This is a genomic window from Flagellimonas sp. B-3 (assembly GCF_056857835.1).
This window is the reverse complement of record NZ_JBSXNW010000024.1, coordinates 306,583-326,310: the sequence shown is the minus strand read 5'-3', so window position 1 is coordinate 326,310 and position 19,728 is coordinate 306,583. Positions and strand designations below refer to the sequence as shown.

Here is a 19,728-nt window from a genome sequence, read left to right as displayed (position 1 = left end):
TTGGATATGACAATGCTAAAAAAGTATGTGTTACAAATTATGACCTTTTTCCTCGTTGCGGTTGCTGCGGGCCAGTCCAATGTGCCCAATTCCGCATATTCCAATTTGATCAAAGATATTGGTACGGAGGGCGTCTATGTCCATTATAATACCAACCTTCTGTTCACGGGCGAGTATCTTCATTTTAAGTTGTATGCGCTCAGCAAAAAGGATCAATCCCTTTCAAAAACAAGCAAGGTTGCCTATGTAGAACTTTTGGACAGGGAAGGGGAGCGCAAAATAATTCAAAAGGTAAAACTGGTCGATGGAATGGGACAGGGAGACATTTTTGTGCCAACCAATTTGGATTCTGGTCATTACACCTTTGTGGCCTACACAACCTACATGAAAAACTGGCCAAGCGACACCTTTTTTGCAGATGATGTTGTTGTTTTGAACCCCTATACCAATGATCAAAAAGTGTTTTGGGAATCGAAAGGCAAAGACTCATTGGATGATGGCCTAAGGAATTTGAACAAGGAAGCTACAAAAACCTTGAGCAAGGATTTGGGGTTGGTCTTGGATAAATCACAATATGGGAAAAGAGAAAAAGTGATGTTAGAGGTTGAAGCCAAACCAAATAATTACGGAATTTACTCAATATCGGTGCGAAAAATATCCAAAGAACTTGCTTATGGTGACAGAATCTCGCCAGTAGATTACACTAAGAACTATAGATCAGTGGATTTGGATGTGGCAAGTAATGATTATTTGCCCGACCTAAGGGGAGAAATGGTTACTGGTCGCCTATCCAGTAACAGCGGCTTGCAAACAATGAACAAGAAGGTGGTTTTTTCCTTGCCTGGAAACCAATATTCGTTTAAAATGGTCACTACCGATTCAGAAGGTAAGTTTAGGTTTTCGTTGCATTCGGAAAACTTGGATACAGAATCAATTTTTCAGGTATGGGGTGCTGATAAGGACCAATACTCGGTTGAGGTTGCCCCGGTTCCCGAATTAAATTTGAGTAAAAGACCATTAAAACGTTTTGTTTTAAATAAGGGTATGAAAAAATTGATTGAGGAACGAAGTACCCATAATCAAATAGAAAACGCATATTTCAACAGCAAACCCGATACCGTAAAGTTGAACAATAATTTTATACCCATCTACGGCAATGATTTTATAGAGTACAATTTAGATGAGTATACACGCTTCCCTACTTTTAGGGAAACTTTGGTGGAGATAGTGGATAATGCCTGGATCGCTTCAAATAATGAGGGAGAGGAGAACATTTTTGTCAGGGATTTTGAGGCCACCAATATGGATGTGGGGTACAATCCGTTAATAATTGTTGATGGAATTCTGCTCCAAGACCATAAGGATTTAATAGACTATGATATAAAAAAGGTAGAGACCATAAGATTGGCCAGAAACCAATATGTTGTTGGAGGCCAAATTTTTCAAGGAGTTTTTGATGTAAAAACATTTGATTCTGATTTTGCAGAAAATTATCAGAAAACATATTTTAATGAAATTTCCTTGCTAAGGCCCAAACCTCAAAAAAAGTATTTCAAACAAAATTATGGGAACAAAACCTTTGGGACAATTCCAGATTTTAGACAGCAATTGTTGTGGGAGCCTAATTTGGAGCTAGGGGAGCCTACAACTACTTTGGAATTTTATACATCTGATCTCGAAGGGGAATTTGAGATTGTAATAGAAGGATTTACAGCTAGAATGCAGCCTGTAAAAGCGGTGACAAAGTTCAAGGTTCAATGATTATTGCCTTAATGTAATCTTTTTACGTACTCCCTCCTAAACCCTTTTTTAATACTATCTTCAGGTTTACACCATATTTGGTCGATAAAATCATTTCAATTTTGACAACCCAAGATTTTTTTTATAATTTTTCAATGCAATCACATTTGTTCTAACTTAGGGCAAGAAGTAACCACAGCATCATGGATAACCTCAAACGCGTAATTGTAGACTATAAAAAATTGACCTCGGAGGTGCTCAAGCTTTTGGTGGAAAAATACCCCGATGGATATGGGGACGATGATGTAATCAACTTCAAGAACTTAAAAGGAGAATCCATAGAAGCCGTAGAAGTATCCACTCAGGATACCAAATACCTCGTAAAGATCAGTTCCAAATTGGAGCGGACCATGGCCGACTTTGACGAAGATGATGGCGAGGATTTTGATTCGGAGGATTTTGAAAAAATCCCTGAGGGCGATGAGGACTTTTCAGATTCCGAAGAGGAATAACCTCTTATTCTTTTAGATTTTTAAGCATTTCATTGGTGGTCTGGTCCAAATTGAACCGTGGTTCCCAGCCCCATTGTTCTCTTGCGGCAGAATCATCAATGCTGCTGGGCCAAGAATCGGCAATTTCTTGCCTAAAATCGGGTGCATAACTAACTTTGAAACCAGGGATGTGCTTTTCAATACTTTTTGTCATATCCTTGGGCGTAAAACTCATTCCCCCTAAATTATAGGATGATCGCACCTTAATTTTTTCCGAAGGACTATCCATTAAACTTATGGTGGCCCTTATGGCATCGTCCATGTACATCATCGGAAGTTCGGTATCTCCGTTCAAAAAACACTCGTACGTTCCTTTGTTAAGGGCTTCGTGGTAAATTTCCACAGCATAGTCCGTAGTGCCTCCACCTGGCATGGTTTTCCAGCTTATCAATCCTGGGTAGCGAACACTCCTAACATCGACCCCATATTTTTTGTGGTAGTACTCGCACCATCTCTCACCGGACTGCTTGCTGATGCCATAAACCGTGCTAGGCTCCATTATAGTACTCTGTGGCGTATCTTTTTTGGGTGTATTGGGGCCAAATACTGCGATGCTCGAAGGCCAGAACACCTTGGATATTTTCTTTTCCTTGGCCAAGTTGAGCACATTAAAGAGCGAGTTCATGTTAAGGTTCCAAGCACGCATCGGAAATTTCTCCGCGGTAGCGCTCAGCATGGCCGCCATTAAATAAACCTCGTCAATTTCGTAATGCATTACCACATCCTCGATTGCAGCATAGTTGGTAGCATCCAAAAGCTCAAAAGGGCCGGACTGCATCAATGCGTTGCTACCTTCCCTAATATCGCTGGCAATCACATTTTCAGCTCCGTATTTGTTTCGAAGTTCAAAGGTCAGTTCGGTTCCTATTTGGCCACATGCGCCGATTATTAAAATGGGTTTGTGCATTAAAATCAAAGTTAATTTAGTTTCACGGCAAAGATACCCTTTATTAAAATTTGTACATTCGCTTATGCGAAAATTGTTAGGCATACTTATCCTATTCTCAGTTTTGGGGGCATGTAAAAAAACTGAAAAGGCCATAGCCGAAGTTGAAAGCCAAGAATTGGAGTTCAATTATCGAAAAATGCCCGAAAAAGTGAGTATAAACCCAGATGCAACAGCAATTGTTGAACAATGGCAGCAATTCAAGGATTTGAATGCCAGTATTGATGTGCTTTATAAAGCCACGAACAACGAAGATTTGTCCCTGGCCATAGACGACCTTATCGAAAAGGAGAAAAAAATGGCCGATGGAAAATACCCAGAACTGTTCGATACCTTTCAAGTGAAGAGCAGACAAAGGGTACTGCGTACTTTTTTGTATAAAACAAAGGCAAGTATTCTCGAAAATCAGCCAACAACAGAGCCAACTGTAAAAGTATTGGAAGCATACAACGCTATGCGCAAACAGTTGAACGTGATCATGAACAGTCAGTTGGACAAAAAATTGATTTTGGATGAAGCATAAAATTTTAACAATGGGACTGTTGCTGGTTTCCATGACCATCCTCGCCCAGAATACGGAAAAGAAAAAGGTGAACGAGGTGTTGGACAGCTGGCACTTGGCCGCTGCCAACGCAGATTTTGATGCCTATTTTGGCAAAATGACCAAAGACGGTGTTTTTTTGGGAACCGATGCCATGGAAAATTGGCAAAACGAAGCATTTAGAAAATTCTCTAAACCTTATTTTGATCAGGGGAAGGCCTGGAGCTTTACCGCAGTGCAGCGCAACATTTATTTAAACGAATCGGGGACCTTTGCTTGGTTCGATGAACTTTTGGACACCCAAATGAAGCTATGTCGCGGCTCCGGAGCGCTGAAAAAAGTAAATGGACAATGGAAAATTGTCCATTATGTATTGTCGATTGCAGTGCCCAATGAAAATGTGGACGAACTCATCCAAATCAAAGAAAAAAGGGATAACGAACTTCTTAAAGAACTAAAAAAGAAGCAATAACTTAGTTCTTGGTTCCCTCGGCAGCTTCTTTTTTTCTGGATTCCAAAGCCTGCTTGCTCAAACTTGCCAAGTTAAAGTTAGGTGCAATTTTAAGGGCCTCGTCGATGGAAGCGATGGCGGCATCAATGTTTTCCCTGTCTTTGTTAAAGACAGCCAAACCTTTTAAATGATAAAATGCAGCTTTTAGGGGAACCTCATAAGGTTGTTGCCGCTCATAAAAGGCATATTTCATTTCATCGGTGGCATTGGCAATACCATATTCAATGTTGGTGGTCGCTCCACTTATATCCCCTGTTTGAATTTTAAGGTCGGCCATTTCATACGCCAAGTAAGGAGAAGGATTTCGTGAATTCAGCTCCTCAAAATGTTCCAATGCCCTTTTGGGCTGATTCAAAGATTTCAAAGAAAAAGCCTTGATTTGTACGGCAAGGTCGGAGTCGTCTGCATTTTTTTCCACACCTATGGTGTTTAGGGCCTGCATGTGCTGACCGTTGTTCATATAAACAAAAGCCAAAGTGTCTCTTCGCTCTTTGGACGGGGACAATACGTTTAGGTGCGTCAAAGCACCTATAACACCGTTTACGTCACCCTGCAAACGCATTTCTTTGTAATAAGCCTTGTAATGTTCTACAAGCGCATTGTTGGTTTGGGAAATACCGCTAAACCCCACCAATAGGAGCAATAAGAGTACAGTCTTTTTCATGTGTTTATTTTTGTTGTTTTCCAATGGTCACATGTAACATCCATATAATCATTCCACTAGTTACTAAATTTCCGTTATGGATGTTTCATTGATCTTTAATTTAGTGCGCCAAATCTAACAAAATATTCCTAACCAGCCTGTTAAGAATTCGATAAGTAATTGCAGGGGTTTTAGAGCCCTTTTAGGAAATGATGGAGGTGGTAAAAAGATGGCCCTTATCCAAAAAATTCTTGCTCAAAACCATTTTGCCTTCTTTTTTGATCGATTCTGTTTTGTATGATGGAGCGGGCAAACCTCTTTTTTGGGCTTCTTCGAAATAATACACTTGTTTTTTGGGATGATGCGGGTACACGCCGTTGAATACTTCGCCCCAATATCCTTGTTCCAAAATTTTAATAATCAAGTGAATACAATCGTTGAGATGAATTAGGTTGATGGGGTGATTGCCATTGGTAAGTTGTTCTTTGCCCGAAAGCATCGTTACAGGGTGTCGGTCAGGTCCGATGAGGCCTCCAAAACGGATGATGGTCGTGTTAAACCCCTCTTGATTTGCCAATAGGTTTTCGCTCTCCAAAAGTTGTTTGCCCGATTCGGTGGTAGGTTGGGTAGGGGATGCTTCGGTAATCTTTCCTTCAGCATTGCCGTAAACCGCGGTACTGCTCACAAATAGGATATGGGAAACTTCACTTTTTTTGATTTCTGCCATCAGGAATTTCATCTTTTCCACAAAGCTTTCGGTATGCTTGCCCCGTAGTTTGGGTGGCACATTGATGATTAAGGTTTTGATGTCGGAAAGAAACCCTTCGATGTCTCCATCGATACCTGTTTCGGATAAACGTACTGAAAAAGGAGTTATTCCCTCATCTTGTAAAACTTTTAATTTACTGGAAGATGTAGTGGTTCCGTGTACGGTGTACCCATTTTCAATCAATTTTTTGGCCAAGGGCAAACCAAGCCATCCACAACCCATTATTCCTATCTTTTTAGTCAAATCGTAAGGTTTTTATGGTCAATATAGCATCATTTAGTACAAAAGGCATGGGAATACTGTTTTTTGGCCGCTCCGGGATGCTAAAATCAGGATGTGTTAAAAGGTTATTGGAGGCTTCATACAAAGTGAGCTCCAAAACGGAATCTTTTGGAAATTCCAGTTGTAATTCCGTGAAATCATTGTTGGTAATATAGTGTGTCACCAATCTACTTTTTCTGTTCTCCAAGAAATAGGAGGATAATGCAATCCGGTTCACTTTGGCAGACGTTATATCAATTGGATTTGTAAATACCTCAAGGCGATTTACATCTCTTTTTGGGGTAATACAGAGCTCAATGACCCTGTTTTCCCCAATAATGGTGTCCATTACAGTATCAATGTAAGGAGTTTTGATATTTTTCTTTGGTGCGTCGGCCACATAGTTCAAATTTGTACGGTACTTACTGGAAATAGTCTCAGTATTGGGCTTTCTTTTATCATCCCCCAAAAACTGGCCGTTCCAATCAGTCAATACATTATCATAAGTCGCCCATTGGGTAGAATCGGTATCTGCATTGTAAACATACAACAGACTGCTCGGTTTTGGTCTTTCCTCGTTAAAATCGGATTGAATATGGCTGGAAATGCCAAAAGCGAAAAAGAGGAACAAAAATAAATATGCCAACCTTCCTTTACTTTTTAATTGACCAAAAAATGGAAGTACCAAGAAAAATAGAAGTGTTGTAAAAAGGGTTGTGGCAACCATCATTTTTAAACCAAGGCCAACAGGGAACATTTTGATGAATGGCGAATAAATGAGCACTGCGGGCAATGCCAAAAACACCATTAGGAACGGATTGGGTTTTTCTTGATGGATGGTCACAAGAAGTCCTGCCAACAATCCGAACAGGGGAACAATAAAAAAGCTGGCACCTTTTAAATATTGGGCTACCAATCCGCAGATAAGCAACCAAATAAACAGGGGTGCCACCAATAAATTGGGCGTACTGGTTTTTCGGAACTTATGATAGGTGTAAAAGCAAACAAATAGAGAAAACATAACATAAACGGCAATGTAGGTATGGCCGTTATAGGTAAAGCCATGCAGCATGTCCTTAAAACCTGGATACCACCAAGTAATTACGGACCAACAAAAATAGCCTACCAGTCCGTTGACTATTAAGGTGATCAGTACGGGTACAAACCCCTTAAAAATATCCTTGGTATTGAGTTTCTTTTTTTTGAACCCTGAAAAAAGCAACAGGACAAATGCCAGGACTGCAACACCGAACATGGGCCAAATCCATTCAAAAGGGTAGGAGACCATGTTGTAGAAGGGGAGGTTATAGTAAACTTCGTCGTTCAAACTTTTTAGGTTGTTCAGGTCGGCATCACTAAAATAGGTGAGCAGGGGCATTAAATAACTGCCTTGGTGTGCCAAGGTATTCCTGTCCAATCTTTCGTAATTGTCCAAAGCGGTATGATAATCAAAATGGTCATCAATAAACGCAAAGTTGAAACCTTCGATATCGCCATCTTCCCTAAAAACGGTAAGGTCCGTATCGTTAGGGAGCATTTTGTAAATGCTATAGGCCAGCGAATTTGCCACGGGATACTTGGGATTGGCTTTTTTAAACTCTTTTATTAAAGAACCGTTGCCCCTGTTGGTTTCAATAAGCATGTAGCTCGGACCGCCACTGCCCCGGGCTTCAAAATTTAGGGCGAGTCCCACATCTTTGGCCCAAGGGTGCTTGTTTACAAAAAGGTCGGCTCCATTAAGCCCAAGCTCCTCGGCATCGGTTATTAATATGATGATATCGTTCTTGGGAACCTTATTTTCGTTCAAAAATGCCCGGATACCTTCCAAAATCGTAGCGACACCACTACCGGCATCACTAGCTCCGTAGGAAGAATGTGGACTGCTATCGTAATGCGACAATAAAAGCAATGCTTTTCCATTTCCACTCCCTTCGATTCTGGCCAAAATATTGGTAGCCCTGCTCAAGTTGCCCCAATCACCTGCGGTATAGCCTTCTTGCGTAATGATCTCCAAGCCCATTTTTTTCAATTCGGAAATAATGTAGCTTTTGGCTGTTTTATGTCCTGGAAAACCAACGGCATGGGGTTCTTTGGATAGCTGCTCTACATGGGTCAAGGCCCTATCCGTGGAAAAGGATCGTAAAGAAATCTCCTTATCGGGTTTATAGGAAGGCATTAAGGATTTAAAACTCCAATACACGGCAAAAATTAGTAGCATTAGAGCAAGGGTTCTGGAAAATTTCATGGCTTAGTGTTGTTAAATCTTAAATGTATGAAATTATGAAAGGTTCTTACATTTTGACAGGTAAAATTAGGTTATTCGCTAAAAAAGTCTATATTTATTATTTAACTTTAAAATCTAACCATATGGCAATCAAAAGCTTTCAAGGCGTTCGAAGCAAGGAGGAGAACAAGAAAAAGTACAATGCCCCAATTTTGGTGGAGGATTATATGACCAAAAAATTGATCACCTTTTCTCCGGACCAATCCATTTTGGAAGTGATGGAGACTTTTGCCAAACACCATATTTCCGGTGGTCCGGTTGTGGACAACAATGGTTTTTTGGTAGGTATTATTTCCGAGGCGGATTGTATGAAGCAAATTTCGGAGAGCAGATACTTTAATCAACCTATTTTGGATAAGAGCGTTGAGCGTTTTATGACCAAAAATGTGGAGACCATTCCGCACGATATGTCCATTTTTGACGCAGCAGGTGTTTTTGACAGGCACAACAGGCGTAGATTACCCGTAATGAAGAACGATATTCTTGTGGGGCAGATCAGCCGAAAGGATATTGTGATTGCGGCCTTAAAACTAACTTCCCATAGTTGGAAATAACAGGGGTTTACTCTCTTTTCACGATCATGTAATAATCATTATCAAGTGGCAAGTACCCTAAATCATATACAAAATAGTAGGTACTTCCCTTTTTGGTAGTGTAAAGGTTGGTTATATATTCAAAATCAAAACCTTTGTCCAGCAATCGCATTTTAGTGGTCTTGGTCTTACCGTCGCGTAGTGGAAAGCTATCCAATATCCTGTAGTTTTTGCGAAGTTTGTTGTTAATGTTGCGCACCAAGTTCTTGCTATCTCGGTTCAATCGGTTGTTGTAGTCGTTTCTACAATGGTCGGAACAGTATTTTTGGTCGATGCGGCCTATAAGCTTTTCACCGCAAACCAAGCATTTTCTTTCAGGCATAGGATAAGATTAGGTCACCACAATATCATACTTTTTTAATAAACCGATCAATCCATCTCTGCTGAAACGGGTTTTCCTTAGCTGGTTGATGGACGGATCTATGTTAAAATTTAGGGCTGAGGTAAAATCAGCTTGCTCAAGATTTGTGTTGTTAAATATTGAGTTGTCAAAATCACAATTGGGGAATTTGGCCTGTTTTAAGTTGGCCTCGGAAAAGTCGGTTTGATGGAGTTTGCAATCATTGAATTGGATGCCGGGCAGATGCATTCCGATAAATGACGCCACGGATAAATTGCAGCCCACAAAATTAAGTGATAACAAAAGTTGGTTACAGGTCTCAAATTGAAGACCTACCATTTTGCATTCCTCAAAGGTAACATCGTTAAAAATGGTGTGGGAAATGTTGGTGTTGGTAAAATCACAGCCTTCAAAAGTGCATTCCACAAAGTTCTGGTTGTCCAAAAAACCCTTGGAGAACAGGCAGTTCACAAAACGGCAATTTTCGTAATCGCCCTTGGGCAATTTAGTTTGCGTATAATGCTGTTTTATAAACTCCTGATCGGTACAAATCATTTATTATCTAGTTAAAGTTAAACCCCTTCAAACTTGCCTGACGGGAGTCAGGTTTCATTGCAGTTACTTTAGTTTTTATAAATAGTCCTCTCTCCGGTCTCCCCAAAGGGGAGAAGTTTGCTTTCTTTGGGGGATTAAGGGAGGACATCGCACCAGATGCAACAAAGAATTCCATTCTTTTGAAAATTATGGATTTTAAATCCATAGTGGTGTTTGTTCGAGCATCAATTATTACTTTCTCTTATAGGCAAAAAGAATTTCTTCTTCATTGCCATCCTCTTCAATAAGGACCCAAACATTCATCTGGTTGTCACTTATCTTTTCCATGGTGAGTCCTTCAAAATATACTTTGTTAGGTTCCAATTTAACCAACTTAAAATCGATGGTTTCGTCCTTTTCTTCCCAACCTTTCATATTGCCATCAAAGTGTTTAAATTGAAGAATGAGGGAATTGTCCAATTGCTGAATGTGTCCCGATTCATAAAAGGAGACTTTGCCGTTATTCACCATTCGGAACACAAACATCATGGAATTGCCCATGGGCGCACTCCAAATTTCTTCGGCAATACCTCCAAAGGCTTCCCCTTGCCAGTGGCCTTCAATCCAAGAAACATCTTTGAGATTAGCTTTGGGCGATGATCCGCCTTCGGGCAGATGCATGGTTTGTTGCGCGGAAACAAGTCCTGCGCTGAACATAAAAATAAGTGCGATTGATTTCATGATTGGTTTTTTTGATTGATGAATATTTTTGTTGTTAATGTATCAATTTAGGGGTAAATCCCTTGCCTTAAGCCGACGACTTAAGTTTGTTCTTATATCACGTTTTGTCCCCACCTAACCTCCCCAAAGGGGAGGAACTATTCTCCCCAGGGGTTAGGGGAGGACTTTTTAGTTGCCTTTAAGCGATTTAAAACCCTTCGCTCTTTAGGCTAAGGTAGTTTAATTGGACAGGGCGAATTTTACGTTTACAGTGGTCTCTACCCTTATTTTTTCAAAATCGATGTCCAAGGGTTGTGCTTGGCCCATATCTGCGGAAACGGCTTTCATTTCCATCATCGGGGCTTGGTTGTATCGAGGATAATACTGCGAGTTGTCGGCAATATGAATGGCCATTCCCACTTTTTGACCCAATGGTTTTGTTAGGGCTTCAGCTTTTTGCATAGCTTTTTTTACGGCCTTTGTTCGTAGTTCCAGCTCCAGCTCGTCCATTTTGGAGTACTCTGTTTTTTCAATATTGGTGTTGGCGATGTCCAATTGTTCCAAAGCCACCATTACTTCGCCCAATTCTTTTCCAGAATACACTACCAATGAGTATTGCTTGCTTTTTAGCACCTCTTTTTGGCGCAAGAAATATTTTTTGAAGTTACTGCCCATATCCTTGATCACGAGTTGCTCGTCCAAATCTATGCCCATGGCCTTAAAGCGCTGTGCCATTTGGTTTTCCTGTTCCTCAACGGAAACACGTCCCTTGGTGTCTTTTTCTTGTATAATGATGTTCAGATAGATTTTATCCGGGGTCACCAAGGTGTCCACTTGCGAAGAGGTTTCCAGATAGGGAGTGTCCAAAAAGTTTTTGGATTGGGCAAAGGTTGTCATAGTAATTAAAGCTGTTGCTACAAAGATTATAGTCTTTTTCATGATGTAATTTTATTAAAGTTAAATACTTCTCCCTTATGTTCAAAACCTGTGCCGTACTGTTAATGATGAGACAATCCATAAAAATGTATGGGTTAACTCAATTAACTTGAGTACATTGTGGGTATGAAATTTATTTTGGCACCCGATAAATATAAGGGTTCGTTAACAGGACGCGAATTTTGTGAAATCGTTGCCCGTGGCATCAAAAAAGTTTTTCCGAATGCGGAAACCATAAATAGGCCTTTGGCCGATGGTGGCGATGGTACCATTGATGTTGTGGCGGACTATCTGAATGCTTCAAAAGTATTCGTAACAGTAAAAGACCCACTTTTTCGGGAAGTTACCACACAGTATTTGCTTTCGGAGGACAAACAAACAGCTTTCATCGAAATGTCCGAAGCATCGGGCTATAAATTGCTTGATAAATCCGAAATGAACTGCATGCACACCACAACCTTGGGTACTGGTGATATGATTGCTGACGCTTTGGAACAAGGAGCCAAAAATATTGTTTTGGGTATTGGCGGTAGTGCCACCAACGATGGAGGTATGGGAATGGCCAAGGCTTTGGGCTATTCTTTTTTGGATGCTGATGGAAATGAATTGGAACCCATTGGTAAGCATTTGAGGGATGTGGCAAAGATTGACCGAGAACATGTGAACCCGAAGTTGTCCGATGCTAAAATTCAAGTGGCCTGTGATGTGAACAATCCTTTTTATGGTGAAAATGGGGCCGCCAAAATTTATGGGGCGCAAAAAGGTGCTTCGGAGGAAGAGTTGGCGTTTTTGGACAAAGGACTGCAAAGCTTTGCCAAGGTGCTGCGGTCTACTTTTGCTATTGATGTACAAGAAATTGCTGGTGCTGGTGCAGCTGGCGGCGTAGGAGGGGGCGCCGTGGTTTTTTTGAATGCCGAACTGGCGTCTGGTGTTGATTTGGTGATGGAACTCGCCAATTTTGATGAGGTGCTGCAAGGTGCCGATTGGGTAATTACTGGAGAGGGACAGTTGGATGGGCAGACTTTTTCGGGAAAAACCATAAATGGGGTAGTGCAATCCGCCAAAAAAAGAAATGTACCTATTGCGGCCTTCTGTGGTTCCATTGATGTTTCCATTGACGAAATGCAACAAATGGGACTGGATTATGCCGTTTCCATTCTCAATCAAATAGGCAACTTGGATGATGCGAAGGCGAAGACTGCCGAAAATCTAGAGCTGGCCAGTTACAATTTTGCCCACTTGGTGAAGCTGAGTAAAGACTAGCTCAAACACCTTTTCTTCATTTTGTACTCCAAGGAGGTCTTAACGGTCTTCCATTCGCTGTTCAAGATGGAAAATACCACGGTGTCCCGAAGGTTTCCAAATTCATCAACACGATGGTTTCTTAAAATACCATCTTGTTTGGCTCCCAAACGCAGTATCGCATTTCTCGATGGAAAGTTATGGTAGTGGGTGCGGAACTCCACGGCAATGCAGTTCAAATTTTCGAAGGCATATTTTAGCAAAAGGTACTTGCACTCGGTATTTATACCCGTTCGCTGTACTTTCTTGGCGTACCAGGTTGCTCCGATCTCTACTCGTTTGTTTTTTTCATCAATATTCAAAAAGCGGGTGCTCCCCACAATGGTATTGGTTCTTTTGTTGATAATGGCAAAGGGCAAAGCGTTTCCCTTTTCTTGTTCGGAAAGTGCCATATCCAAATAGGAATCTATGGTTTTGGGAGAAGGGACGGAGGTGTACCAAAGTTCCCAAAGTTTTCCGTCCGATGCGGCAAAGGCCAAATCCACTTTCTGCGATTTCTGCAGGGGGACAAGCTTTACCAATTCGCCTTCCAATTGTATGGGACGTAACCAAGAATCCATAGGTTGAAATTAAACCCCAAATATAAGTTTTAATCCATCGATTTAAACAAAGAAAAAGCCAGGGAAAACCCTGGCTTTATCATCAATCAAAAAACGAAATTATATCAACTATTCCGATTCAAATTCGTCTATAATAAAGAAGTTTTTGTTCTTCTTGTTCACCATATAATTACTTTCCAATACATCGTAATGCATGGTTTTGTCATCTACATTAATATCAAACCCTTTGTCGGTCTGCACTACTTCAAAATCATTGTTCTCGGTACCTTTATATTTCAGCACCATATAATCGTCGTAGTTTTTATCGGAATCACTGTCAATAGCTACCAATTTGGTAACAAAAGGGGAGGATAGTTTTCTATCTTGATTGACCATACCTCTATCCTTATTGTCCAGTGCCATTCCGTATTTTCTGCGTTCCATCACCTTTACGCTGTATTGCTTTTCTTTTCCGTCTTCGGATAGGGTAAAGGTTTTAAGTTGTGTGGTGGCCTTCATGACCCCGGAATTTTGGTTTTGACCATATCCCGCAAATGCGGTCAGGGTTGTAAATGATAGTATAGTGAGTAACTTTTTCATAGTGTTGTTTTTTGTGATTAGTAAATCAGTTTTCTGGATAAATTGTTTATCTCTTACTTTAAGTAAGATGTGAACATCCAGTGTCTTTTCTCCAGCTCGGTCATAAACTCGGTCAACATGTTTTCTGTAACAACATCGCCAGTTTCAAGGGCTGCATTTAGGCCGTCCAGCATACTGTCGTGCAAGATTTCGTAGTCGTGCATCACTTCCCTCACCATTTCCAAGGCAGATAGGTTTTTGTCCTGTTCTTTGATTTTGGAGAGTTCCATGGTTTTCTTTAGGGTGAAGTTGCTTTTTACACCGAATACCCGGATTCTTTCCGCTATGATGTCAATGTTTTCCTTAACCGTGTTGTATTCGTTTTCAAACTCCTCGTGGAGTTCAAAAAAATCAGGTCCTTCAATGTTCCAATGAAAGTTTCTGAGCTTATTGTAGAATACCTGATAGTTGGCCAATAATGTGTTTAGGCTAACAACAATTTCTGCGGTTTCCAAATAAGTGAATCCCAATTTTTTAAAAGTTTTATTTTTTGCTTTAATAGCTTCCATATAATATGTTTTTGATTTGTTTAGTATAAAAGTACAAGTCAGTATCCGGGAAGATTGATGGGAATGATGTAATTCTTGATGCAATAGGTTTTTGAATGACTTTTAAAGGGTAAATAAGCCTAATTCATACCTCTATTGCTATGATTATTGGCAGAAATTATAATCATGACTTCTTTAAACAAGATACATGTATAGATCAGTAAGTCAAGTGTTTAACTTAATTTAACGTCTATTGGGAGTTGTTTTGGTCATTCTCTCTTTCAATAAAACCTTTGCAAAGTGATTCATATATATCCGAAGATATGTCGGTAATGTATTCCTTTTCTCCGTTAAATACTTTTTGGGGCTCCTTATTTACGGGGTCGAGTTCTTGGATGTAGATGGTATCCAATTCATCGTATAACATTTTACCTAGACTGAATCTTTTAATCACAGCATATTTATCGATACTTCGAATTGACATTGGGTTGGGGTTTTTGGTTATTTTTTTGACACTAAAACCGGAACTAAGTCACATGTAATTAAGTGTAATTATTTGCATACGTTTACAAACGAAAACAAATGAGTACAAACCGAATGAAGTTTTGAAGTGATTCTATGTTTGCCTCGTCGGACAATGAGGGTTCGATAAACAATTTTAAAACTTTAAATCTTACTATTATGAATTCACTTAGAAACAAAGTACAATTGATTGGTAACTTAGGAAACGACCCAGAGATCATCACCTTGGAAAATGGAACCAAATTGGCCAAGTTTTCAATAGCCACCAATGAATCCTACAAGAATGCGAAAGGCGAAAAAGTAACGGATACACAATGGCATAACATAGTAGCTTGGGGCAAATTGGCAGAAATAACCGAGGATTTTCTATCCAAAGGCAAAGAAGTAATGATAGAGGGTAAACTCACAAATCGCTCTTACGAAACCAACGATGGTGAAAAAAGATACATTACCGAAATTAAATGCAACGAATTGTTGATGCTTGGAAAGTAAGTTAAAACAATCCACAACGACTTAAAAGGGGTAATGGCCCCTTTTTTGTTTTTATGTTAGGGTAAATGCATTTTGAGTTGTTACATAACCAAACGCCAGAACTTTAGTAAATGAGTAAAGTAACTTTTAAAACGTATTTTAATGAGGATAACAACGCTACTTACAGTACTGTTTGCATTGGGTCTGGCGACCGTGGTTATGGCACAGGACGACACAGTTTCCTTTTATGAAAAACAGGCTCGGAAAGATGCTCAAAACGAGCAATCGGCAGTGTTTTACAATGTAGAAGACGAAAAGGACTTTTGGTACGACCAAGTACGCTATGAAAAGGGTTTAAAGACCCAGAATAGTAAGGCCTATCATATTTACATGAAAGCAAAAAGGTCGGCCTATTCCAAACATGCCGAATTTTGTGAAAATCAATGTACACATAGTGATTACTATTACCAACAAGCAAGTTTCTACCTTACCTATAAAGACAATCAAAGCTTATCAAAAGAAGCCACTGGTGAAATAGTCCAAATAGCTTCCCCAAGAATTTTTTAAATGTGCATTCTTGGTTGGTTAATTAAAAGAGGTAGATTTCCGTCAACCTGAACTTGTTTCAGGTTCTCATAATAATTTGCTTATCAGCATTGATGAGATTATGAAATAAATTCAGAATGACGTGTCTTAATACTTTTTAGACCTCTTTTTTTATAAATACCTTTCTTTAATTCTGACCACCATCACGTTCGGGTGAACGAGGTGTGGGCCACTCCAATTGTTCGCCTGTTCTGTTGCTAATGGGTAGCACCGCTTTTTCTCTAGATGTTTTCTCGGGATGCTCGCTGGCCATATAAGCGAGAATGGCCGTAAGGATAGCGTTGTTTCGAACGTCATCAAAAATAATCTTGTCATAGGTGTCCCGGTTAGTATGCCAAGTGTAGTTCCAGTAGGACCAGCTTAAAGAACTCAAACTAAAGGCGGGTGCCCCTGCTGCTTGGAAAGAAGCATAGTCAGAACCGCCGCGGGCAGGTGTTCCAGGGAAAGTTGTTTCGATCTCATCCGTGATTTCTCCCGGCACTTCATGCAGCCACTTTCCTAAATAATCATAAGCGTGTAAAAACCCACCACCAGAAATTCGGACCACTCTACCTGTTCCATTATCTTGGTTAAAAACGGCTTGGACACCATCAACAATCTCCGGGTTGTCCTCAACAAAGGCCCTTGAGCCGTTCAGGCCTTGTTCCTCGCTGCCCCAATGTCCCACAAGAATAGTTCGTTTTGGGTTTGGATAGGCTTTTTTCAAAATACGCATGGCTTCCATCATCACCAATGTTCCCGTTCCGTTATCGGTAGCACCGGTTCCCCCGTCCCAAGAATCAAAATGGGCGGATAAAATCACATATTCATCAGGTTTTTCGGAACCTTTAATTTCCGCAATGGTATTGAATGTGGGTACCTTGCCCAATTCCTTGGACTCTGCCACAATATGAAGTTGAGGCTTTTGCCCGGATTCCACCAATCGATACAACATGCCGTAATCTTCCAATTCCAAATCTACGGTTGGGATTTCCTTGGTATAAGCCCCAAATATTTTGTTTACCCCAAACCCTCTGGACCAGTAAGAAGCAACAATGCCTACGGCACCCGCTTCCTCCAATGCAACAGGAAGGGTGCGTCTGTTAAGTCCAGTATTTCCCAGATTTTGGTTCCAAGCGTCGGTTTGCTCATCACGCTCCTTTTTCATCTTTTCAAAAGACTTCTCCGTAGCAAATTCTTCCCAGTTATAATCGGGTCTTCCCGTGGGTTGTGGCATGGAAATCATTACCAGCTTCCCTTTTACGTTCGGCAACCAATTCACAAATTCCAAAGAGTCGGATACGGTCGGTAAAACCACCAATTCTGCGGTTACCCCTTTTTTGGGGGTACTGGGGCTCCAGGCCAATTGGGTACCTCTTAGGCTTTGGACTCTGGGGTGTACCATATCAATATGGCTTATTCCACGTTCCCAACCTTTCCACTCTCCCCATTGTTCGTTACGTGCGGGAATTCCCCAACTTTCGTATTTGGCAACGGCCCAATCGTGAGCATTTTTCATTTGTGGCGTACCCACCAACCGAGGGCCAATACCATCCATAAGTTCATGACCAAGGGTTTCCAATTGAGAGTTTTCGTTGGCTTCTTGAATTATGGCTTCAATGACTGCATCCTTGTCCTGTGCCAACATGGATAGGCTGGATGCCAGGAGCATGGCAAATAAAAGGGAGATTTTTTTGATCATGGTTTCTAGTTTGCCATAAAAATAGGACAAATAAAGAAACCAATACGTTTGGTTACGGGGTTTAAATGGGTAAATTGTCCTGAAAGGGACTATGCAACTTTTTTCATCAAATCAAAGCAAGGACACTTTTTGCAGCGCTTTTTTTCGCTTTTCTTGTATTTTTCGCAGCACTTGGATTTTACCTTGCCAGTTGGCGGCAATTCTCTAAGCTTAGCTTTTTTGAGTTTCTTTTTGTCCTTTTTCTTTCCCATGAATAGCAACGAAATAGGATGCGAAAGTAATTATTTTAAATCAATCTAAATAAAAAATTAACACAATTGTACAGCCTAATGGATTAAAAATGAAGCGAAACACCCAGAGTGTTGGGGCCAAACGACAGGTTCCAACTCACATTTTTGGGTTTGCCATCATTGTACTTTTCATCGTATTTGGAATCCAGGTATTTGTCTATGGACTCCACAATAAAAATACTCAACACCGTACTAAAGGCTACATCGGAAACCCAATGGAAGTCATCCATTACCCGAACCAAACCGGGAATCATACCTACCGCATAAAGTCCACCCTTGACCCAAGGGCTTTTAAATTGTTTGGCGATGGCATAAGCATTACTGAATGCCAACATCGCATGGCCCGAAGGAAATGAGTCGTAATCGTATACCCTATCCAAATGTAGCGGGTCGAATGTCGTCGAACCTGCTCCGCTTTTAGGTCGAGCCCTACCAATGATTCGTTTGCTCACTTGCTGTAAAAAACCTCCGGCCGTAGCTGAGGAAATTAGAAGAACACCGGTTCGCCTCAATTTTTCATTTTTGGTAAATAGGCCTGCAAGATAAACACCTCCTGTGAGCATATAGTTGTTTTCTGGACTGCCGTACTCGTGTCCATAATCCATAATTGCATCTGGAATATCCTGATTAAAACCATTTTTCCATCTATTGAGCTCATCGTCCACCGTAAACAGAAGCAAAGTACCTCCGGTTAAATATCCAAAATTGGCCCAGTCGTTCCCTTTCCAATGGAATGGTCGGGAATAGGAATAGCCTACACCCCCAAATATGTTTCCAACATCGTAGGTGAAATTGTTCCAAAGGTTTTTTTCTTTGTTGGATTGAAGTTCTTGACCCGTCATGCTGATGGTCAATAAAAAGAAGGCGAGATATTTTAAAAGTTTCATGAGGTTATAAAGCAAAAGTGGTCGGTAAAATTACTCATAAATATCTTGGGCAAGACGAAAAGTGTTGGCATGCGCTTCTACTATTATTTTGATGTCCGGCGAGTAACCGCCGCCCATACTGCATTGCACGGGAATTTTGGCATCGTAACAGGTTTGAAGCACAAAGCGATCTCGTTCCTTGCAACCTTCCAAAGTCATGGACAGGGTGCCCAGTTTATCTGATTCCAAAACATCCACCCCACAGAGGTAAAAAATAAAATCAGGTTGTACTTGTTCCAACAATTCGGGGAGCGTATTTTGTAAGATGGACAAATACTCTTGGTCCGTTGTGCCTTTTTCCAAAGGAATATCCAAATCAGAAATCTCCTTTTTGAAAGGATAATTGCCGTTGCCATGCATGGAAAACGAAAAAACAGAATGGTCTGTCTTAAATATTTCCGCGGTTCCATTGCCTTGGTGAACATCCAAGTCTACGATCAATATCCTTTTAGCTAGTTCATTATTCAAAAGGTATCGAGCGCCAATCGCTTGATCGTTCAGCATGCAAAAGGCTTCGCCTCTATCGGAATAAGCATGGTGTGTTCCTCCGGCAATGTTCATGGCAATACCATGTTCCAGCGCAAATTCACATCCCTTTATTGTGCCGTCAGCAATGATTCGTTCTCTCATAACAAGTTCATCACTTAATGGAAAACCAATCTTGCGGACAGCGCTTTTGGAGAGGTTCAAATCCATCAAATCCTTAAAATAAACTTCATCATGTGCCGCCAAAATATGATGGTCTTCGGGTATGGAAGGTTCAAAGAAATTTTCTTCGGAACAGGTGCCTTCATAAAGCAATTGTTGGGGCAACAATTCATATTTGATCATTGGAAATCGATGACCCTCGGGCAACGGATGCTTGTAAATGGGGTGATAGGCTATTTTGAGCATT

24 protein-coding genes are annotated in these 19,728 nt (G+C 40.7%); 8 read left to right on the top strand and 16 right to left on the bottom strand.

Going from position 1 to position 19,728, the window contains the following annotated elements; all coding sequences use genetic code 11:
• Positions 1 to 39 precede the first annotated feature (39 nt).
• Positions 40 to 1,761: a hypothetical protein gene (locus tag AC13CS_RS13940; RefSeq protein ID WP_293166780.1), complete on the top strand. Its 1,722-nt coding sequence runs from the start codon at positions 40 to 42 to the stop codon at positions 1,759 to 1,761.
• 182 nt (positions 1,762 to 1,943) lie between these two features.
• On the top strand, positions 1,944 to 2,252 hold the full coding sequence (locus AC13CS_RS13935; RefSeq protein WP_293166782.1) for a hypothetical protein: 309 nt from the start codon (positions 1,944 to 1,946) through the stop codon (positions 2,250 to 2,252).
• Positions 2,253 to 2,256: 4 nt separating this feature from the next.
• On the opposite strand, the gene AC13CS_RS13930 is transcribed toward AC13CS_RS13935, so the two are convergent.
• Positions 2,257 to 3,198: an NAD-dependent epimerase/dehydratase family protein gene (locus AC13CS_RS13930; RefSeq protein ID WP_293166784.1), complete on the bottom strand. Its 942-nt coding sequence runs from the start codon at positions 3,196 to 3,198 to the stop codon at positions 2,257 to 2,259.
• 64 nt (positions 3,199 to 3,262) lie between these two features.
• Between AC13CS_RS13930 and AC13CS_RS13925 the strand changes: the two genes are divergently transcribed.
• Positions 3,263 to 3,760 (top strand): hypothetical protein, encoded by a 498-nt coding sequence (locus AC13CS_RS13925; RefSeq protein ID WP_293166786.1) that lies wholly within the window; start codon positions 3,263 to 3,265, stop codon positions 3,758 to 3,760.
• Positions 3,750 to 4,250, top strand: coding sequence for a nuclear transport factor 2 family protein (locus AC13CS_RS13920; protein ID WP_293166788.1), 501 nt, complete (start codon positions 3,750 to 3,752; stop codon positions 4,248 to 4,250). Before AC13CS_RS13925 ends, AC13CS_RS13920 begins: the two co-directional genes overlap by 11 nt.
• Before the next feature lies 1 nt (position 4,251).
• Here the strand turns inward: AC13CS_RS13920 and AC13CS_RS13915 are convergent, their stop codons facing one another.
• The 3 genes from AC13CS_RS13915 to AC13CS_RS13905 form a co-directional block, all read right to left on the bottom strand.
• Complete coding sequence (locus AC13CS_RS13915; protein ID WP_293166790.1) at positions 4,252 to 4,953, bottom strand: tetratricopeptide repeat protein; 702 nt, start codon at positions 4,951 to 4,953, stop codon at positions 4,252 to 4,254.
• 181 nt (positions 4,954 to 5,134) lie between these two features.
• Entirely contained in the window at positions 5,135 to 5,944 is an 810-nt protein-coding gene (locus AC13CS_RS13910; RefSeq protein ID WP_293166792.1) for an SDR family oxidoreductase, read from the bottom strand.
• Complete coding sequence (locus AC13CS_RS13905) at positions 5,937 to 8,180, bottom strand: M28 family peptidase (protein ID WP_482888847.1); 2,244 nt, start codon at positions 8,178 to 8,180, stop codon at positions 5,937 to 5,939. Before AC13CS_RS13905 ends, AC13CS_RS13910 begins: the two co-directional genes overlap by 8 nt.
• Positions 8,181 to 8,329: 149 nt before the next feature.
• Here AC13CS_RS13905 and AC13CS_RS13900 point away from each other — a divergent pair, with 149 nt between their 5' ends.
• The gene (locus tag AC13CS_RS13900) at positions 8,330 to 8,800 is read left to right on the top strand and encodes a CBS domain-containing protein (RefSeq protein WP_041801884.1); all 471 of its coding nucleotides are present in this window, start codon (positions 8,330 to 8,332) and stop codon (positions 8,798 to 8,800) included.
• Positions 8,801 to 8,807: 7 nt separating this feature from the next.
• Here the strand turns inward: AC13CS_RS13900 and AC13CS_RS13895 are convergent, their stop codons facing one another.
• The 4 genes from AC13CS_RS13895 to AC13CS_RS13880 form a co-directional block, all read right to left on the bottom strand.
• On the bottom strand, positions 8,808 to 9,161 hold the full coding sequence (locus AC13CS_RS13895; RefSeq protein ID WP_293166798.1) for a hypothetical protein: 354 nt from the start codon (positions 9,159 to 9,161) through the stop codon (positions 8,808 to 8,810).
• Positions 9,162 to 9,170: 9 nt separating this feature from the next.
• Positions 9,171 to 9,734 (bottom strand): pentapeptide repeat-containing protein, encoded by a 564-nt coding sequence (locus tag AC13CS_RS13890; RefSeq protein WP_482888845.1) that lies wholly within the window; start codon positions 9,732 to 9,734, stop codon positions 9,171 to 9,173.
• A 231-nt stretch (positions 9,735 to 9,965) separates the two neighbouring features.
• Positions 9,966 to 10,454, bottom strand: a complete 489-nt coding sequence (locus tag AC13CS_RS13885) for a DUF6265 family protein (RefSeq protein WP_293166802.1) — start codon at positions 10,452 to 10,454, stop codon at positions 9,966 to 9,968.
• 219 nt (positions 10,455 to 10,673) lie between these two features.
• On the bottom strand, positions 10,674 to 11,372 hold the full coding sequence (locus AC13CS_RS13880; protein WP_163627025.1) for an SIMPL domain-containing protein: 699 nt from the start codon (positions 11,370 to 11,372) through the stop codon (positions 10,674 to 10,676).
• A gap of 123 nt (positions 11,373 to 11,495) precedes the next feature.
• Here AC13CS_RS13880 and AC13CS_RS13875 point away from each other — a divergent pair, with 123 nt between their 5' ends.
• A complete protein-coding gene (locus tag AC13CS_RS13875) occupies positions 11,496 to 12,632 on the top strand; it encodes a glycerate kinase family protein (RefSeq protein WP_293166806.1) in 1,137 nt (378 codons plus the stop codon).
• Here the strand turns inward: AC13CS_RS13875 and AC13CS_RS13870 are convergent.
• The 4 genes from AC13CS_RS13870 to AC13CS_RS13855 form a co-directional block, all read right to left on the bottom strand.
• A complete protein-coding gene (locus AC13CS_RS13870) occupies positions 12,629 to 13,231 on the bottom strand; it encodes a GNAT family N-acetyltransferase (protein ID WP_293166808.1) in 603 nt (200 codons plus the stop codon). The two genes, AC13CS_RS13875 and AC13CS_RS13870, sit on opposite strands and share 4 nt — an antisense overlap.
• Before the next feature lie 108 nt (positions 13,232 to 13,339).
• The gene (locus tag AC13CS_RS13865) at positions 13,340 to 13,810 is read right to left on the bottom strand and encodes a hypothetical protein (RefSeq protein WP_293166810.1); all 471 of its coding nucleotides are present in this window, start codon (positions 13,808 to 13,810) and stop codon (positions 13,340 to 13,342) included.
• A 53-nt stretch (positions 13,811 to 13,863) separates the two neighbouring features.
• Entirely contained in the window at positions 13,864 to 14,358 is a 495-nt protein-coding gene (locus tag AC13CS_RS13860; protein ID WP_293166812.1) for a Dps family protein, read from the bottom strand.
• A 229-nt stretch (positions 14,359 to 14,587) separates the two neighbouring features.
• A complete protein-coding gene (locus AC13CS_RS13855) occupies positions 14,588 to 14,821 on the bottom strand; it encodes a hypothetical protein (protein ID WP_293166814.1) in 234 nt (77 codons plus the stop codon).
• A gap of 197 nt (positions 14,822 to 15,018) precedes the next feature.
• Here AC13CS_RS13855 and AC13CS_RS13850 point away from each other — a divergent pair, with 197 nt between their 5' ends.
• Positions 15,019 to 15,351: a single-stranded DNA-binding protein gene (locus tag AC13CS_RS13850; protein ID WP_293166816.1), complete on the top strand. Its 333-nt coding sequence runs from the start codon at positions 15,019 to 15,021 to the stop codon at positions 15,349 to 15,351.
• A 141-nt stretch (positions 15,352 to 15,492) separates the two neighbouring features.
• Entirely contained in the window at positions 15,493 to 15,897 is a 405-nt protein-coding gene (locus AC13CS_RS13845) for a hypothetical protein (protein ID WP_293166818.1), read from the top strand.
• A gap of 166 nt (positions 15,898 to 16,063) precedes the next feature.
• On the opposite strand, the gene AC13CS_RS13840 is transcribed toward AC13CS_RS13845, so the two are convergent.
• The 4 genes from AC13CS_RS13840 to AC13CS_RS13825 form a co-directional block, all read right to left on the bottom strand.
• Positions 16,064 to 17,617: a M20/M25/M40 family metallo-hydrolase gene (locus AC13CS_RS13840; protein WP_293166820.1), complete on the bottom strand. Its 1,554-nt coding sequence runs from the start codon at positions 17,615 to 17,617 to the stop codon at positions 16,064 to 16,066.
• Between the two features lie 89 nt (positions 17,618 to 17,706).
• On the bottom strand, positions 17,707 to 17,868 hold the full coding sequence (locus AC13CS_RS13835; RefSeq protein ID WP_293166822.1) for a hypothetical protein: 162 nt from the start codon (positions 17,866 to 17,868) through the stop codon (positions 17,707 to 17,709).
• A gap of 83 nt (positions 17,869 to 17,951) precedes the next feature.
• On the bottom strand, positions 17,952 to 18,794 hold the full coding sequence (locus AC13CS_RS13830; protein WP_293166824.1) for a phosphatase PAP2 family protein: 843 nt from the start codon (positions 18,792 to 18,794) through the stop codon (positions 17,952 to 17,954).
• Positions 18,795 to 18,824: 30 nt separating this feature from the next.
• Positions 18,825 to 19,727, bottom strand: a complete 903-nt coding sequence (locus AC13CS_RS13825; protein WP_293166826.1) for a histone deacetylase family protein — start codon at positions 19,725 to 19,727, stop codon at positions 18,825 to 18,827.
• Position 19,728: the final 1 nt, after the last annotated feature.